The organism is Pseudocolwellia sp. AS88, from assembly GCF_030551755.1.
Lineage (GTDB): Bacteria > Pseudomonadota > Gammaproteobacteria > Enterobacterales > Alteromonadaceae > Pseudocolwellia.
Genome location: NZ_JAUPEC010000001.1, coordinates 217,512 through 236,017, shown reverse-complemented (window position 1 = coordinate 236,017; position 18,506 = coordinate 217,512). Strand labels below are relative to the sequence as shown.

At 35.2% G+C, this 18,506-nt stretch carries 10 protein-coding genes and 1 pseudogene; 5 read left to right on the top strand and 6 right to left on the bottom strand.

Annotation, left to right across the window (positions count from 1 at the left end):
- Window positions 1–14: 14 nt before the first annotated feature.
- Entirely contained in the window at window positions 15–2,294 is a 2,280-nt protein-coding gene (pdsS, locus tag Q5N69_RS01005; RefSeq protein WP_304366777.1) for a proteobacterial dedicated sortase system histidine kinase, read from the top strand.
- A gap of 249 nt (window positions 2,295–2,543) precedes the next feature.
- The gene (locus Q5N69_RS01000; protein ID WP_304366775.1) at window positions 2,544–2,957 is read left to right on the top strand and encodes a peroxiredoxin; all 414 of its coding nucleotides are present in this window, start codon (window positions 2,544–2,546) and stop codon (window positions 2,955–2,957) included.
- A gap of 84 nt (window positions 2,958–3,041) precedes the next feature.
- Here the strand turns inward: Q5N69_RS01000 and queE are convergent, their stop codons facing one another.
- Window positions 3,042–3,725 carry a 7-carboxy-7-deazaguanine synthase QueE gene (gene queE / locus Q5N69_RS00995; protein WP_304366973.1) on the bottom strand — a complete coding sequence of 228 codons (684 nt, stop codon included), beginning with the start codon at window positions 3,723–3,725 and terminating at the stop codon, window positions 3,042–3,044.
- Between the two features lie 113 nt (window positions 3,726–3,838).
- Between queE and queC the strand changes: the two genes are divergently transcribed.
- The 3 genes and pseudogenes from queC (at window position 3,839) to Q5N69_RS00980 (ending at window position 6,394) form a co-directional block, all read left to right on the top strand.
- Entirely contained in the window at window positions 3,839–4,498 is a 660-nt protein-coding gene (gene queC, locus Q5N69_RS00990) for a 7-cyano-7-deazaguanine synthase QueC (RefSeq protein ID WP_304366774.1), read from the top strand.
- Between the two features lie 266 nt (window positions 4,499–4,764).
- A pseudogene (locus Q5N69_RS00985) lies at window positions 4,765–5,975 on the top strand (porin).
- Window positions 5,975–6,394, top strand: coding sequence for a hypothetical protein (locus Q5N69_RS00980; RefSeq protein ID WP_304366772.1), 420 nt, complete (start codon window positions 5,975–5,977; stop codon window positions 6,392–6,394). The pseudogene Q5N69_RS00985 and the gene Q5N69_RS00980 overlap by 1 nt, the downstream one beginning before the upstream one ends.
- Window positions 6,395–6,464: 70 nt before the next feature.
- Here the strand turns inward: Q5N69_RS00980 and Q5N69_RS00975 are convergent, their stop codons facing one another.
- From Q5N69_RS00975 to Q5N69_RS00955, 5 genes are all read right to left on the bottom strand, one after another.
- Window positions 6,465–8,516 carry an EAL domain-containing protein gene (locus Q5N69_RS00975; RefSeq protein ID WP_304366770.1) on the bottom strand — a complete coding sequence of 684 codons (2,052 nt, stop codon included), beginning with the start codon at window positions 8,514–8,516 and terminating at the stop codon, window positions 6,465–6,467.
- Between the two features lie 178 nt (window positions 8,517–8,694).
- On the bottom strand, window positions 8,695–9,705 hold the full coding sequence (gene pyrD, locus Q5N69_RS00970; protein WP_304366768.1) for a quinone-dependent dihydroorotate dehydrogenase: 1,011 nt from the start codon (window positions 9,703–9,705) through the stop codon (window positions 8,695–8,697).
- 197 nt (window positions 9,706–9,902) lie between these two features.
- The gene (locus tag Q5N69_RS00965) at window positions 9,903–14,744 is read right to left on the bottom strand and encodes an NAD-glutamate dehydrogenase (protein ID WP_304366766.1); all 4,842 of its coding nucleotides are present in this window, start codon (window positions 14,742–14,744) and stop codon (window positions 9,903–9,905) included.
- Between the two features lie 334 nt (window positions 14,745–15,078).
- Window positions 15,079–17,418 (bottom strand): RND family transporter, encoded by a 2,340-nt coding sequence (locus Q5N69_RS00960; protein ID WP_304366764.1) that lies wholly within the window; start codon window positions 17,416–17,418, stop codon window positions 15,079–15,081.
- Window position 17,419: 1 nt separating this feature from the next.
- Complete coding sequence (locus Q5N69_RS00955; protein ID WP_304366762.1) at window positions 17,420–18,391, bottom strand: YCF48-related protein; 972 nt, start codon at window positions 18,389–18,391, stop codon at window positions 17,420–17,422.
- Window positions 18,392–18,506 lie beyond the last annotated feature (115 nt).

Genomic DNA, 18,506 nt, shown 5'->3' with positions numbered 1-18,506 from the left:
GTGAAGCTCTAACTATGCCTAATAAAAGTAAGTCTTTTTTTAGGTTTGGGTTACGTATTAAATTACTTTTACTCTCATCGTTTTTATTCAGCCTACCTTGGTTTGGTTATCAGTACGTATGGGAAATGGAAAAATACCTACGTTACGGACAAGAGCAAACCATCGTCGGCACAGCTCGTGCTTTAGCAACCGCTTTGCATGAACGCCCTAACCTTTTTAATAACCAAGCAAGCTTTCTGCCTAATGTTGAAAAAGGCAAAGATCTTTATAGCTACAAGTTAACCACAGCAATTCAATTAGACGGCTTACCAATTGATTGGCCATTATTTAACTCCCGCGCTCATTATTACGGTGAAAAAAATCAGTTATCAAAGTCATCTGTAGAAAGTTCATTGCACTTCAATGCTACTGTTGGTCAATACGATAAATATCTCTATATGATGTTTACTGTCGTGGATAATAAATTAATATATCGTCACAAAAATGCGCGCGGTATATTTAAAAATGATCATTTAGAAATCGGCTTAAGCGATCCACAAAACAACTTTAATCGCTTCATTATAAGTAACAAAAATTCAGGTTGGTTAGATGCTTATAAAGTTGAAACACAAATTATTGAAACTGCTGGTGTTGAAATAAAGAGTTTTGATTACTCTGCACAGAATCCACCTTTTAAAACAATTATCACCGTAGCCCCTAAAATACAAGGGCATTGGTTAGAGACACCGCAAGGTTACAATGTAGAATTACGTATTCCTATGGAGATGGTTGGCGACAATATCGCGTTTGCTTTTCATGATGTAGATAAAGAATTTACCGATGCTCTTAGTGTTATTGGTTCAGCCGATCCAAGCAGCGCAAAAACCTTAGGTACTGTGCTAGTGCCCTCACCTGAAATTGAGCGTATTGTAAAAGGCATGAGTTACACCAACTCAAGTGTATGGGTAGTGGATCAACATCAACGGGTTTTAGCAAAAGCAGGAAATTTAAAACAAGCCAACGGTGTATGGAATAAAAGAACTGCTTCAAATAACTCTGGCTCGAATGACTCAAACAATTCAATTATTACCTCTGTATGGCACTCAATTGAAGAAAATTGGCTATTACCTTTTTATTATAAATTCCTCACCAAGCCACCTAAAGATTTTATCGACGAACTATACGACGCACAGCATTTAACAGGTAAACATATTAAGAGCGCGCTGCAAGGTAATGCGCATTCACAATGGCGTTTAACCACAGATCAGCAAGCTGTTGTGCTTTCAGCCGCTTACCCTATTTATATTAATAACCAAGTACACGGTGCAGTTATTGTAGAAGAAACTACAAATGGCATCAGAACTTTAAGAAACCAAGCTCTTGAGAAACTCTTTACGTCAATACTCGCTATCATGTTACTGGGTGCTACATGTTTCTTTTTATTTGCATCGCGCATATCTAACCGCATAAGAACATTACGCAATCAGGCTGAATCAAGTATTGACGAAAATGGGCGTATTAATAATCAACTTATTGCATCAACCGCTAATGATGAAATTGGTGATTTATCACGTAGCTTTTCAACTGCAGTTAATCGACTTAGCCAATATAACCATTATCTAGAAGGTATGTCGTCACGCTTGTCACATGAACTTAGAACACCGATTGCAGTAGTTAGAACATCGCTTGAAAACCTAACGATGCAGCAACTACCTGAAAGTACAGTGCCTTATTTAGAGCGAGCACAAACAGGTATTAATACGTTGAATTTGATCTTAACAAATATGAGTGAAGCAACAAATTTAGAACAAATGCTGGCCACCACTGAACGTGTCCCCTTTAACTTACAACAAGTACTGGTGGGCTGTGTGCAAGGTTACAAACAAATATACACAGATGTAGAATTTTCATTGAATGGTTTAGTGAACGAAAGCAATCACCTAAATAGTAAACAAGTCCCCAACATACAGGGATCGCCTGAACATATTGCACAGTTGCTTGATAAGGTATTTGCCAACGCAGTAGAGTTTAGTAACGACCAAAAAGTGAGTATTAGTTTACAAGAAACCCAATCAACTTTTGTGATCCATATTAGTAACAACGGCAAGCACTTACCTGAATTAATGAAAGATAGATTATTTGATTCGATGGTATCGATGCGTGATACTAAACGACAAGCCCAACCGCATTTAGGTTTAGGACTTTATATCGCAAGGCTGATTGTAGAGTTTCATCAAGGAAGTATTAGCGCTAATGATCATCACAATCCTGCAGGTGTAACCTTAAGTATTACTTTGGATAAAGCATTGAGCTAAGTATGAACTCGCTTTTGAACAAATGATAAAATCAACAACAAAGAAAGTTAGCTGTTTGTTTATTATTTGACTTTAAAGCTTATTTATTTAAAACATTAAGAAAATTGACATAACGAAAGCTATTCAAGCTATAAAGTATTTTATTTGCCATCTTAACTAACATATCAAAACACTTTGTAAATTGGCGATAATCCCTGAATAATATAGCCTGAAAAATTTAACCAAAACAACACAAAAGAATTAACTCAAATGCCAATAGAACAAAACTCTAATAATAACTTACCGTCAGCCTACACACCTCAGATTGTTGAACCTGAAGAAGTTAATCGTCGTATAGCTTTAGGCGATACTTTTGTTGTAAATATTGTTGCAGCATGGTGTCCCGACTGTACTGAAAGACAAGCACTACATATTGATGGTTTTACTGAAAAATTGAATTCTGCAGATATTGATGTTCTACAAGTAAACGTTCAATTACAAAAAGGAGATTTTATTAGTCCTGAACATGAACAAATCACTAACTTGTTTGGTGGGCATGGTTATCCAAGAACTGTGTTAATTAAAGCTGGTAATGTTAAAGGTAAAGATAATGTTGAAGTTGTAACTGAGGATACTTTGTCAGCGTTAGCTAGCAAGTTTATTGGAATAGTCACTGAATCGTAAAATTGATCTAATAATGATATTAAAAGGAACAAAAGCATTAGCTTCATTTCGTTCCTTTTAGCTCACGAAATAACGACTAAATAGCTACTCAATACCAATATATTTGTGAACTTGAATAGATAAACGCCAGTTGTTTTTAATACAAGTTTCGATCGCCAGTTCAGTTGCTCGTTGTTTTTGGCTAATAGGCTGTAAATAAATGGGCTTGTTAGTGACTTCATGCTCCGCTAGTAAATCAGTTAGCTCTTCAACATGATGCTCTGTCGCAACAGGATGTTTGATTTCGTTAGCGCGATCTAAAGCGCTGCGTAGAATTTTATATCCACCTTTCATATTAATTTTCGGTGAAACCGTCACCCAGCACTTATCAGTTACTTGAATTTCAAACGTACCTGAGGTTTCAACCTGACAACTATAACCTTGAGCTTCAAAACCTTCACATAAAGGCGTTAAATCAACCATACAAGGCTCGCCACCGGTAATAACGATATGTTTAGCTTGATAACCTTTGGGTTTCACCCAAGCGAGAATCTGTTCAACAGACATATTTGCCCATTGTGTCGTTTCTTCGGTTTTACTTGCCATAGCTTCAGTGCTAACTGAATCGTCAAGATTTATGTCCCATGTGTGTTTAGTATCACACCAAGAACAAGCCACAGGACATCCCTGTAGACGAATAAATATAGAAGGTTGTCCGGTAAAAGATCCTTCTCCTTGAATGGTTTCGAAGAACTCATTAATTTTATAGCAAGTTGTTTTCACTTTTATGCTTTAGCCTGTGTTGATTTTCTAGTAAAATGCGCGCTTTTATTATTATAACCTGAATTCCTATTAATCGCTTAACGAGAATTTCGGGTATTGTACCTCAAGAGACATTAGAAATGGCTAACAAAGTTGTTGTTATTTATTCAGGCGGCATGGATTCATTCACCGTACTTAATCGCGCTTTAAAAGATGGAAAAGAAGTGTTTGCACTTTCTTTCGATTACGGACAACGACATGTAAAAGAGCTTGAATGTGCAAGCCATGTTTGTGAACAACTTAATGTTCATCATAAAGTTATTGATATTTCAGCTATCAACCAATTATTAGCTGGTTCTTCGTTAACCGACGATATAGATATTCCTGAAGGTCACTACGAAGCTGAAAACATGAAGTCGACTATTGTGCCAAATCGCAACATGATTTTACTTTCATTGGCAGTTGGCTATGCTGTTTCAGTTGGTGCAGAGCAAGTTTATTACGGCGCACATTCTGGTGACCATGCAATTTACCCGGATTGTAGACCTGAGTTTGTGATGAAGATGAACGATGTTTGTCAAATTGCTAACTACGAAGCAGTTGAAATATTTAGCCCGTACTTAAATGTTAACAAAACAGCTATTTTAACTGACGGCATCAGCATGAACTTAGACTACAGCCACACATGGACTTGTTATAACGGTCGTGAAAAAGCCTGTGGAAAATGTGGTGCTTGCCAAGAACGTTTAGAAGCCTTTGAAGAAAACAATGTAACAGATCCTATTGCTTACGAAGCCTAAAATAATTAAGAGTTAGGTTAAATTAAAATACGTGACGTAAACACTGCGTCACATTTCTTCATTTCTTCATTTCTTCATTTCTTCATTTCTTCATTTCTTCATTTCTTCATTTCTTCATTTCTTCAAATAGTTTTACTTAAAACATTCAATCATCCTATTAATAAATAACAAATTAATAAGTTATAAATTTGACTCAATGATTTTCTTTATCATAATAAGTTCATTAGTAACTTATTAACTTCACTAGAGTCTTTATTATTATTATTATGACCGTTAAAAAATTAAAAGTTACATCTAGTGTTGCCCTCATTTTATTAAGCTCTTTACTAGCCACGAGCTCTATTGCTCTTGCTGAAGAAGATAAACTTGAGTTTTCTGGTTTTGCTCGCGTTATTCTTGGCTACCTTGATGATGAAAATGCAGAATATGTAGGCTACAGCAATAATATTAGTATTAATAAACAATCACTATTTGCCCTTCAAGCTGATTATAAATTCAATGATGACTTCTCTCTTACCGCTCAAGGCATTGCGCATACAGGTGAACAAAGACAGTCAGGTTTAGAATGGCTATATCTTACTTATCAGCCAAATAATGCATTACAAGTTAAACTTGGAAGGCAGCGAATTCCATTTTTCAACTATAGCGATAGCCTAGATGTTGGTTTTGCTTATCCCTGGTTAACATTACCCCAGCAATTTTATGACTCTGCGTTTTTTGCAACATTTGATGGCATATTGGCTAACTACGAGTTTAGCATTAACGACTTGCTAATTAACTATGAGGGCTACTGGGGTAGATTCGATGGAACAATATACACATCAGATACTGAAATAGACACTAAAGCAGTCGGTTTGTATGGCGTTAACGTTAGTGTTAGTTATGAAAACTTCACTGTTCGTGCATCCTATAATAAAGGTGATGCAAGTATTGAACAAACAGAGGTAGAAGAGTTTAGCCAACAATTACGTCAATTTGGATTCATTAACAATGCTAATTGGCTTAACACAAGCGGGCTAATTCAATTTTATCATTTTAGTGTAAATTACGAAAATTTAGATTATTTTTTCCGTAGTGAAGTATCTAAATTAGTTGGTGGTAGTGGTTTACTACCAGATATAAATAGTTTTTATGTATCAGCTGGTTATAACTTTGCGCCTTATACTGCATATATATCTTACAGTAAAAAAGACCTTTATTATAAGCACGCTATCAACGAAATTCCTTATGGCTTATCTCCCGGTTTAGATATGTTAGCAGGTGGATATGATGCTATAACAACCACCTTCGCAGATGACCAATCAACAGGTATTAAAATTGGTACCCGTTGGGATTGAAAACTAATTTAGCATTTAAAGCAGAAATAACATTTGTAGAAGCTGACGACAAAATTAGTAACCGTTATGGTTTAAAAGATTTAGGTGGATTTGATGGTCATGCCCTTCTGTATCAAATTGGCGCGGAGTGGGTATTTTAATGAAAAATTATATTCCTTTACTCTTAGTATCTGCCCTTAGTTTTGCACCGAACGTTAATGCTAATAACACTATTTATGTTGTCGCAAATACCACCGACAGTTTAATTAAGCTTAATCGTCAACAAATAAGAAATTTATTTATGGGAGGGGCAATACCTTACGATTTAAAAGCCATTTCTCTACCTCCAGAAAATCAAACACGTGTGCTATTTAATACTAAAGTAGTTGGTTTAACGGAGGCTCGTATTCAGTCGTATTGGGCACAAATGCGCTTTACAGGTCGTAAGGTAGCACCTAAAGAAGTTGATAGTGAAATTTTGGCACTTGAATACCTTAAAAATAATAAAGGGACCATTGCTTATTTATCATCTACTGCTGAGATTCCTAGCAATTTAACAATAATACTTGAAATAGAGTAACTTCAGTTAACTTATGTACTAAGTAATTTAACGTACAGTTTATTTAATTTAGTTGAGTTAACTGAGATACTTAAAGTTTAAATTTAAGTACGTCTTCCAAACAAATGGGTTTAGAGAATAGGTAACCTTGTAATTGATGACAGCCATTTTCTACCAAAAAATCAAACTGATCTCTTGTTTCTACACCTTCAGCACATATTTTCAAATTAAGTTGTTTCGCCATTTCAATAATCGTTTTAGTGATTAATGTACTGCGCTCAGAGATTAAAAGGTTATCGACAAACTGTTTATCTATTTTAAGAGTATTTAAGTGTAATTGCGTAAGATAACCTAAAGACGAATACCCTGTACCAAAGTCATCAAGAGCAATTGATATACCTAGTTTTTTCATTTCAGTGAAAAAGGTATTTGCCATGTCAAAGTTTTCCAAATAAGCAGACTCTGTTACTTCAAACTCAATAGAATGAGGATTAATAGCATATTGAGTAAACAAGCTTTTAACAAAAGAAGTGAGCGACTTACTTTTAATGTCTTGGGCTGATAAGTTAACTGATATCACAATATTTGGATCTATACTTTCTTTAATTTTGGCAAAATCTTTACATAATCTTTCTAATACCCACTTTGTTATAATTTGTACTTTACCGCTTTGCTCTGCAATAGGAATAAACTCTGCTGGAGATACCATCCCTAATGTATCATTTGTCCATCTTAGTAAGGCCTCGTAGCCTACTATTTTTTCTTCAGGCGAAACCTTAGGTTGATAAAATAAAGTAAACTCATCATTTTTGATCGCATGAGAAATAGAGTTGGCAATTAATAGTTTACGTTTATTGTCTTCCATCATTTCTGGAATAAACACTGTGTGAGTATTACGACCAGCAAGCTTGGAACGGTACATAGCAAAATCCGCATTGCTCACAAATTCACTCAGGTTAAAGTTAGAATCAAAAGCCTTAGCAATACCAACACTCACACTTACCTGCACTTGCCATGAATTAATTTCAAAAGGCTCAGAAAGCCCTTTTACTATGCGTTCTGCAATGTCAGATAATAATAAATCATTAGGGTCATTGTGAAGAAGTACCAAAAATTCATCCCCTCCTAAACGAGAAATAAGATCTCCTTCACGTAAAAATTTTTGGGTTCTCTTACTTACATCAATAAGTAATTGATCGCCTGTTTCATGACCAAGTGAATCATTTACCCCTTTAAAGCCATCTAAATCAAAATACATTAATACTAAATTTGTTTTTGATCGCTTCGCTTTAGCTAATTCTAGACGTAGTGTTTCCATAAAAAACTGTCTATTTGGTAATCCCGTTAGCCCATCAAAATTAGCTAATCGTTCCATTTTTTTTTGCTGTTCCATTAACCTTTCAGTATATTCTTTATTTTTTTGAGTTTCTTGGTTAATGGTTTGCATCATTAGGTTGAGATCTTGGCTTAAGGAGACAACTTCTTGTTTACCTCTAATATCAATTTTTAGGGAGTAATCGTGTGTAGTTTGAATTTTTTGTGCCAAAATCGAAAGTCGACTTAGAGGTAAAAATAATCGACCTTGAATCCAAAATAAAACGGCAATAACAACAGCTAACAAAAGTAAAGTTAATGGTAATACCTGTTTAAGTAAGTTATGTTTACTTTTACTAAGCGGGCCACTAGAGTCATGAACAATAAGCAAATAACCTAAAGGTAAACGTTTGTCACCAATAAGCTTTAGCGCAACTAAATCACCATTTTTAACGTAAACACCTAAAGGTTCTTCTTCTAGTAATTTAAGATCTGGAGTGATAACAACATCAGAATTAGAAAACGAGTTACCATGGTAGCTTTGTAGTTGTCGAAAATCTTTATCATAAATAACGCCAAATTTAACATTATCATATCGATCTAAACGCAAAAGCATTGTTGTTAATTCAAATTCATCAGGCTTAAAAGCTAAAAGAGGAACTAAATCACTAGACATATTTTCAGATAGTGCGTCTAAATCTCCTTTAACGGATTCAAAATATAATTTTTCGTGCTCTTGAAGAGAAAAAGTAAGAATACTCAAGCTAACTATACAAATTGCAATAGTAGCTATAGAGGCCGTAGTATTTTTGATCGTTTTAAAAAACATTAAATTATCCTACACGGTCTAGATATTACATTTACTACATTGATGTTTTGTATTTTATTATTTGAATAAATAGTATCGCCTAAGTAAATTCATATTATATTGATATATATATAGATTAGTTTATTTCCTAGAAATAACCATCAACAATGGGATTATTGATGATTATTTTTTACATAAACTAAAGGGCTTTAACCACGTCTTTAATTAAATCAGGTCCCTGATAAATAAAACCTGTGTAAACTTGTACTAATTTAGCTCCTGCATCTATTTTCTCTTTCGCGTCAGCACCATTTGAAATACCACCTACACCAATAATAGGTAATTTATTATCTAACGCTTTTGCCAATAACTTGATAACTTGTGTGCTTTTTTCTTTAACTGGTGCGCCACTTAATCCGCCCATCTCTTCGCCATGTTCTAAACCTTCAACGCCTTCACGAGAAAGTGTCGTATTCGTTGCTATTACACCATCGATGTTATTAGCAATTAAACATTCTGCGATAGATTCAACTTCTGGTTCTGTTAAGTCTGGTGCAATTTTTACAGCGAGTGGTACATATTTACCATGTTTTTCAGCAAGGATTGTTTGTTCGGCTTTTAATGAAGAAAGCAATTCATTTAATGCATCACCATATTGTAAAGAGCGTAAACCAGGGGTGTTTGGTGAAGAGATATTAATCGTGATATATGATGCAAAGTTATAAACCTTTTGCATACAATGGATGTAATCATCTTTTGCATTTTCTTCAGGTGTGTCTTTATTTTTACCTATGTTAATCCCTAAAACACCTTTGAACTGTGCTTTACGTACTTGATCTACTAGATAATCAACACCTTTGTTATTAAAGCCCATGCGATTAATTACGGCATTAGCTTCAGGTAACCTAAAAATACGTGGCTTTTCGTTACCAGGTTGTGGGCGAGGAGTTACCGTACCAACTTCTACAAAACCAAACCCCATAGCACCAAAAGCAGGAATACATTCGCCATTTTTATCTAACCCTGCAGCTAAACCAATGGGATTTGGAAAGTCGATCCCCATTACCGTAACAGGCTTAGAAGGTACGTTTTGACAATATAAGGCTCTTAAAGGTGTAGTTCCTGTGCTTTTTAACGCTTTGATAGTCATTTCATGAATAGTTTCAGCGTCAAACTTAAAAAACACTTTACGAATTGCAGAATAAAACATAATACCTCAGGGTTTTACCAAACAAATTATTGGGTTAATTAGTTTGGTATTTATTAGTTTTTAGAAAGTAGCTGACTTTTTAAGGTGACTGAAATAAAAAATCCCCACACAATGGCGGGGATTTTAGCAGTTAAAGATTAACCAATAAAGGCACTTTAATTAATTTAAGCCTGAAAGATCAACAGACCCTAAGTATTCTACTTATCTGGATCACACTTTAAGCTAAGTAGCATTAATTCACGTAATGCGACTGAGAATTTAGCAAACTCGTGAGTCTCACCAATTCTAAATTCAGATAAAATATGTTTCCAACGTCCAAGTGACTGTTTATTTTCTTTAAACCAATTATCTAATAATTCGTCTGTTTTCTTACTCTTACAGTCTGCTCGCAAAATTACACTGGTAAGAGAACGTTGTTGCCAATCGAGCTCTTCTCTATAAGAAGATCTGGCAAGTGCTTGCCAATGGTTCGCAACAGGCTGACGTGTTATTTGATCTAGGAACCAATGTAAATCTAATCGAGCACCAAGCTCAAAATAGGCAGTCGCTACTATACTAACATCTCGACTATCTTCAGCGGTTAACTCGGCAATATCCATGGTTGAGAAAATAGAACTAAGTTTAGCGACGTAGCTTGCAACATCTTCAGGTACATTCGAATTAATTAATTCAGCTTCAGCACTTTTTAATTGCTCACAATCACCTTCTGTCATGTAACTATACAAGTTAGTCGTTAAATCGATAAAGGTTGAGCGGTAGAATTTTATTGATTCTGCAACATCTAACGCTTTATTACGATGGCGTAAGAACCAACGTGTTGCTCGTCTAACTGTACGACGGATTTGGAATAACATTTCTGTTTGTACGGCTGTTGGTATTTTATTGTCTAAGGCTTCAATTTTCTTCCACATGTCAGCCATACCAAACACATTACTTGCCACTGTATAACAGTTAGCTATTTCAGCCACTGTTTCGCCCGTTTCTTCAAACATGCGATTTACAAAATTAAAGCCCATGTCATTGCCAATTGCATTAGCAAGTTGTGTAGCAATAATTTCTGCGCGCAATGGATGACTTTGCATTTCAGTTAAGTATTTTTGTTGAAGCATTTGTGGGAAATATTCAACTAAAAACTTATCGTAATATGCGTTACCTGTTATTTCAGGACAAACTAAATCGTCTTTCAATACCATTTTGTTATAGGCAAGTAGTACTGATAACTCAGGTCGAGTTAAGCCAACACCTTTAACTAAACGGTCTGCAATTTCGTCATCATTAGGAATAAACTCTAGTGCGCGATCAAGCTTACCTGTTCGTTCAAGTTCATGAATAAAACGTGACTGCTCTTTTAACTGACTACCTCCACGCATTGCGGTAATAGACAATGAATGAGTTTGACGGTAACAATCTTCAAGCACTTTAACGGATACATCGTCGGTCATATCGTAAAGTAATTTATTACGTTGCTTAACGGTTAAATCACCGTTTTGAACTAAAGTGTTCAGTAAAATTTTAATATTTACTTCTTTATCTGAACAATCTACACCGCCTGCATTATCAATAGCATCGGTATTAATACGTCCACCATGAGCAGCATATTCAATACGACCTAGTTGAGTAAAACCTAAGTTGCCACCCTCGCCTACAATTTTAGCTTTTAGCTCTTTGCCATTAATGCGTAATGCATCGTTAGCTCTGTCACCTACTTCTAAATGAGTTTCAGAAGAGCCTTTAACGTAAGTTCCTATTCCACCGTTCCATAACAAGTCGACTTGCATGCTTAATAGTGCTTGGATCAATTCGATTGGTGCCATGCTTTGCTTTTTAGTACCCAGCATTTTCATGATTTGCGGTGTAAGTTTTAAAGACTTAGCTGAACGACTGTAGATTTCGCCACCTTCAGAAAGTAACGATTTGTTGTAATCTTCCCAGCTACAACCTGGTAAATTAAATAGTCTTTCACGCTCTACATAAGTAGACGTAGCATCAGGAGTTGGATCTACAAAAATGTGTAAGTGGTTAAAAGCGGCTTGCAGACGAATATGTTTAGATAACAGCATGCCGTTACCAAATACATCACCCGCCATGTCGCCAATAGCAACACAGGTAAAGTCGGTGGTTTGACAGTCGATATCCATTTCTCTGAAGTGACGTTTAACAGATTCCCACCCACCTTTAGCGGTAATACCCATACCTTTATGGTCGTAACCTACACTACCACCTGAAGCAAAAGCATCTCCCATCCAGAAGTTATATTCTTCTGAAATTCCGTTAGCGATATCAGAGAAAGTAGCAGTGCCTTTATCTGCTGCTACCACTAAATACGGGTCGTCTTCATCAAGTCTTACAACACTTGGCGGTGGAACGATTTCGCCAGCAACTATGTTATCTGTAATGTCTAATAAACCACGGATGAAAGTTTTGTAGCATTCTTTACCTGCTTCAAAGATTTCTTGTCTTGTACCTTGAGGAAGTTGTTTACAAACAAAACCACCTTTAGCACCTACAGGAACTATTACGGTATTTTTTACTTGTTGGGCTTTTACTAAACCTAATACTTCTGTTCTGAAATCTTCGCGACGATCAGACCAACGTAAACCACCACGAGCAACTTTACCACCACGTAAATGAACACCTTCAACTTGTGGAGAATAAACAAATATTTCAAATGCAGGAACAGGCTTAGGTATATCACTAATTAATTTAGGTTCAATTTTAAAGGATATATACGATTTTTCTTCATTATTAGCATCCGCTTGGAAATAGTTGGTACGAATGGTTGCACCCACCATTTCAACTACACGACGAATAATTCTATCATCATCTAAGTTAGCGACATTATCTAAAGAAGTTTCTATATCAGCTTCAACTTTAGTGATGGTTTTTTCAGAAGTTTTCTTTTTAGGATCAAATTTTAAATTAAACAGTTTAATGATTAATTTAGCGATACTTGGGTAACGTGAAAAAGTATCTTCAATATAGCTTTGGCTAAATGTTCCGCCAATTTGACGTTCATATTTAGCAAAAGCTCTTAAAATAGAAACTTCTCTGCCACCAAGTTCAGCACCTAAGATTAATCGGTTAAAACCATCATCTTCCAGTTTACCAGTCCATACTTTAGCAAAAGCGTCTTGGAACAAGCTTTGCACTTTTTCTAAATTGAATTTACCTTTACCCGTAAGAAGCATTGAAAAGTCGAGTATCCAATAAACTTCACCATTAGCTGTTTTAATTGCATATGGGCTTTCACCAATCACTTTTAAGCCAAAGTTTTCTAAAATAGGTAAAACATCAGATAAATGAATAGGTTCACCTGAGTGGAACAATTTTAGCTTAACTAGTCGGCTATCAGAGCTTTCTTCTTGTGGTTGATAGAACAGCATCTCTAAAGTGTTTTCAGAGGTTAAACGTTCAAATTTATCAATATCAACTAAGGCTGTACCTGGTAACACTTCATCTTTGTAAGCTTGAGGAAAATGTACATACTTTCTCGCAAGAGTTTTGCCTAACGCTTCACCTTTATTTGAATTTAATGCCGTAGCAAGTTTATCGTCCCAACTACAGGCGGCTTCGTTTAGGTTACGTTCAATTTCTTTCACATTAATATCCGCTTTAGTAGAATTAACTCTAACAATATAATGAGTTCGGGCTTGTGCTGATTCAGAGAAGTAAGTTGTAAACTCAACATTTTCATCACTACCAAAGGCTTCTTTTAAAAGCGCTTGGGTTTGAATTCTTAATTTGGTGTTGTAACGCTCTCTTGGTACATAAACCATGCAAGAATAGAAACGGTCAAAGGTATCTCTGCGGACAAATAAGCCAGAGTAATCACGTTCTTGCATTTGAAATACACCTAAAACATTATTTAACAATGTTGGCGTATTTGACTGAAGAATTTCATCTCTAGGATAAGTTTCTAAAATATTAATTAAGGTTTTATAGGCATGAGTTTTCTGACCAAATCCTGAAGCCTGCAAAACAGCAGATACTTTAGATTTTATTAACGGTAAATCTAATGCACTATTGGTGTAATAAGCGGAGCCAAATAAACCAATAAAGCGTTCTTCACCTAGCACGTTACCTTTATCATCAAAATGTTTTACGCCAATGTAATCTAACAATGCAGGACGATGTACACGTGAACGAGAGTTCGACTTGGTTAAAACGAGAATATTTTTACCTAACGCAACTTCTCTAGCATCTTCACCTAATTCAGAAAGCAATCTTTGTTTAGTGCCTGTAGACTGCTTCATTAACCCTAAGCTAGTGTCATTTTTAGCGCTTAACGCAACATCACCTTTTATAGATTTCATGTCATAAGAACGATATCCCATGAAAGTGAAGTTATCATTTTGTAGCCAATTCAAAAATTCTAATGTTTCGGCATGTTCTTCTTTTGAACAGGTAAATGTAGACTTTTTTACATTGCTTATAGTTTCACTAAGCTTGTCTTTCATTGCCTGCCAATCATTAACTGTTAGCGATATGTCACTAACAACTGAACCTAACTCTTTAACAATATTATTAAGTAAGCTTTGTTCGGTAATTCGATCCACCTCAATAAAAAAAGCAGTCTCAGTTGATGTAGCTTTGATCTTATTATCTGAAGCTGCTGATAATTCAACAATCTTATTCGATTTATCTCTCACTATTTTAATTGGACTGTTCAGCATTAAATGAGGTGTTAAGCCTAAACGACCTAATGCAATTCTCAATGAATCAACTAAAAATGGCATGTCGCACACTACAACTTCAATTACAGTGTGACTTGATTTCCAACCATGTTTTGACACTTGAGGATTAAAAACTTTAATGACGGGTTTCTGATCTTTATGTTCATTAAGGGTGTTCCACAAACTTAATGTAGCACCATACATATCACTGTCATTACGATTGTTTAAATCTAATGTTGATATGTTGCCATAAAGTAACTGAGAAAATTTATCTACGAGCGGAGCTAAAGCTTTAGGGACTTTCTGATGTATTAATTCAGCTACATTATTAAGGGTAACTGAAGGTAAACCATTGACTAACGCCATGACTTGTTCCTTTTATGTCGAACATTTTATTGAATGTAATTTTTTTATAATTATTTTAATTTTTTACGTACCTAAATAAACAATCATTATTGTAACTCTGTTTGTTTACGTACTCTTTTTTATATCTATTTATTTATAATAGACGATATTTAGAATTTTATTAGTAATTTTAGGTAATTGCGAGGTAATTTTATGGGGCTTGAAAGCTTTTAAACGAGGTTACAAATAATACTGAATTTTAAAAAAACTTTATTCACTTTCTATAAATAAAAAATGACCTTTCGGTCATTTTTTTAATTAAATATTCAAACATACAATTGAAAAATAATTTGATTTATTTTTTGTCTTTCCAGAGAAATGCAGCTATTGCCGGAATAATTACTACAGCAGCTAACATATTAACGAGGAACATGAATGTTAATACAATGCCCATATCCACTTGAAACTTCAAATCAGAGAATAACCAAGTAGAAACACCTATAGCAAGAGTAATACCTGTAATAATAACAGCACTTCCTCTTTCAGTTAGTGCAGCATGGTAAGCGTTTTTAACACTGTATCCCTTATTAAGTTTTTCATTCATGGTAGACAGTATGTAAATACCATAATCCACGCCTATACCAACACCTAATGCGATAACCGGTAAGGTAGATACTGTTAAACCAATATTTAAGCTTGTCATCAACCATTGGGCTAATGTTGAAACGATATAAAGTGGCACTACAACAGCTATGGTTGCTTTAACACTTCTAAAGCTTAATAAGCATAAAATAATAACCGCACTGTAAACATAAAGCATCATAGGTAATTGAGCTTCTTTAACGGCTTCATTCGTTGCAGCCATTACACCAACAGGACCCGATGCTAACTTAAAGGTAAGGTTATCGTTATTCAGTTCGGCAGCAGCTAATTTAACAGCATCAACAACACGTGTGATTGTTTCAGCTTTGTGGTCATCTAAAAATAAAATAACTGGCATTACACTACAGTTGTTATTCAATAAACCACTTGAAGATGGAACACGAGCAATTGATTGCACTAATGTTTGCTGATTTTTAGAAAGTACACGCCACTTAGCGTTTCCTTCGTTATAACCCGCATTAACGACTTTTGCGACAGACGCTAAACTAATAGCAGACTGAACACTTGGAACATTTTCCATACGCCACTGAAAATCATCTATCACTTCCATTATTTCATGACGCGTACAAGCATCTGGAACTGTCTCAACAATAATAGAGATATAATCAACACTAATAGCATAACGACTTGTGATTAACGCGGTATCTTGGTTATATCGAGAAGTTTCATGTAACGCAGGAGCGCCAGCATGTAGCTCACCTATTTTCATGTCTTGAGAATTAAAATATCCTAAGGCAAAGATAAATGCAGTAAGAATAAGAATGATAGTCGCAGGACCTTTAGTTGCAAGATTTGCAATATAATCCCATGCGGTTTGTTTCTCGTGGTATTTAAAATCTTTTCCTCTAACTTTCGTTACTTCAGTTGACTCTTCTTTGACTGAAATTGTAATAAGTGACACTAATAAAGGTAATAACACTAAGTTAGTTAAAATGATCATAGCTACACCTAAAGAAGCGGCGATAGCCAATTCTCTAATAATACCTATATCAATAGAAAGAAGAGTTAAAAAACCTACCGTGTCAGATAATAAAGCAACGCCACCAGGAATAAGTAAAGCAGCAAAACTTATTTTAGCTGCTTGCAAACTCGTATTGCCTTTAACAACTAGCTTTTTCACCGAATTGATCATTTGTACGCCATGGCTTACACCAATAGCAAAGATGAGAAATGGGATCAGGATAGACATAGGATCTAAGCCATAACCTAATGTTGAAAGCATTCCCATTTGCCATATAACCGCAACGAATGAACACAAAATAGGTAAAACAGTTAATTTAATCGAATAACAAAAGAAATAAACCATCACAGCAGTTATAGCGATTGCTGTAGCAAAAAAGGTTACAACACTTTTTGCACCATCAGCTACGTCACCCACCATTTTAGCAAAACCGATGATGTGAATACTTGTGTCAGCGTTCTCAAATTTATCACGGATTTCTGTTTCAAGTTGCTCTGCAATATGAATGGTATCAAGTTTTTCACCCGTTTCAGGATTCACTTCCATTAATGATGCATTAACCATTGCACAGCTATAATCATCAGCAACAGTACGCCCAACAATACCGGCTTTTTCGATATTGCCTTTTACAATATTTAAACCAGCTTTATTAGGGACAAAGCTTGCGGGTATTACCGGTCCACCAGCAAAACCATCTTCGACAATTTCAACAAATCGAGTACTTGGAGAGAATAAAGATTTAACTTGTGTACGTTCAATACCTGGAATAAAAAACAGCTGGTCGTGAACACCTTTTAAAGCATTGAAAAAGGGTTCATTAAATATATCGCCTTTAGCATCACACACCGATATTAGGATATTGTTTGCGCCACCAAAGTTTTCTTGATGTTTTAAATAGGTTTGCATGTAACTATGTTGAAGAGGAATGTTTTTAGTAAACGATGCGTCTAATTTAATTTGAGTTGCTTGAAAGAGTAGAAATGCCGTTACAATTGCAAATACAACAAGTACCGCTGAACGAATTTTGAATAAAGCACTTACAAGTCGTTGAACTGATGAGTTAATAGCCATATTAATAATTAAACCCTGAAGAATTCATAGAGATATTTTTAATTCCAACATCTGAAACGGCAACAATTCTATTGTTGAACCATACACCTGCAATTAATGATTTACCATCTGGTTGCGGTCTTAAAGAATAAGTATTGCCATCATCTTTGCTTTCAAGAATAACGCCATTATTACCTAGAATAAATATTCGCCCCTCATCAGATAACACAATTGAATTAAGTAATGCTGTAGTGTTAGTTTCTCTTGCTACCCAAGGTGAACCATTTTTTAAGCTTCTAAAAACATGTCCGCGTAAACCAGCAACAATTAAATTACCTTCATGGGTTCTTGATAAGTCGAAAAATGAACCTCGGTATATCTCATCAAACACTTCCCATGTAAGACCAAGATCATTACTTTTCGCAATTAACCCTACTTCGCCAACAAGATAAGTTGTTCTACCATCTGAAATAATACGATTAAAGTGAGGAAGAATGCTTTCTCTTTCGTCAAAGTAAGCTTCTTCATCCTCTATTTTAAGCTCTTCTAAAAAGGCTTTATCTTCTTCATGTAAAAATTCTTCATGAAACTCTGACAGCCATGTTTTACCGCCATCAATTGTTCTAAGGAATTGGCCATAAGCACCAACAGCAACACCATGAAATGGGTCTTTAAAAACAATATCTAATAAAGGCTTTTCCAAATCAGGGTTCGAGTATTGAACTTTCCAATTATTACCACCATTAGTGGTTTTTAAAATAGTGGTGTCATGACCAACAGCCCAACCTACAAGTTCGTTAATAAAGAAAACACTTGTTAAAGTTGCCTGAGTTGGCGCGACCACTTGTTGCCAATGATTACCATCATTAGATAATAATATATGGCCTCTTTCACCTACAGCCACAAGCTTCTTTTGTTGTACATTAGCGATATCAAGCAATAATGATTTTTCAGCTAAAGGTGCAAGTATAGAAGTATGCGTTTCATTAGCCATACTTGTATTACCCATACAAATACAACTGAATAAAATAATTAAAATACGTAGCATAAAAAATTAAAACTCCAAATTATTTAATTTTATATTAAAGGATGTTTGTCTTTCATCTGAT

Bases quoted from the DNA above. Each gene is read 5' to 3' on its own strand.
- Q5N69_RS00965 (WP_304366766.1), bottom strand. From the start codon at position 14,744: ATGGCGTTAGTCAATGGTTTACCTTCAGTTACCCTTAATAATGTAGCT.
- queC (WP_304366774.1), top strand. From the start codon at position 3,839: ATGGCTAACAAAGTTGTTGTTATTTATTCAGGCGGCATGGATTCATTC.
- Q5N69_RS00975 (WP_304366770.1), bottom strand. From the start codon at position 8,516: ATGTTTTTTAAAACGATCAAAAATACTACGGCCTCTATAGCTACTATT.
- Q5N69_RS01000 (WP_304366775.1), top strand. From the start codon at position 2,544: ATGCCAATAGAACAAAACTCTAATAATAACTTACCGTCAGCCTACACA.
- Q5N69_RS00960 (WP_304366764.1), bottom strand. From the start codon at position 17,418: ATGGCTATTAACTCATCAGTTCAACGACTTGTAAGTGCTTTATTCAAA.
- Q5N69_RS00955 (WP_304366762.1), bottom strand. From the start codon at position 18,391: ATGGCTAATGAAACGCATACTTCTATACTTGCACCTTTAGCTGAAAAA.
- pyrD (WP_304366768.1), bottom strand. From the start codon at position 9,705: ATGTTTTATTCTGCAATTCGTAAAGTGTTTTTTAAGTTTGACGCTGAA.
- Q5N69_RS00980 (WP_304366772.1), top strand. From the start codon at position 5,975: ATGAAAAATTATATTCCTTTACTCTTAGTATCTGCCCTTAGTTTTGCA.
- pdsS (WP_304366777.1), top strand. From the start codon at position 15: ATGCCTAATAAAAGTAAGTCTTTTTTTAGGTTTGGGTTACGTATTAAA.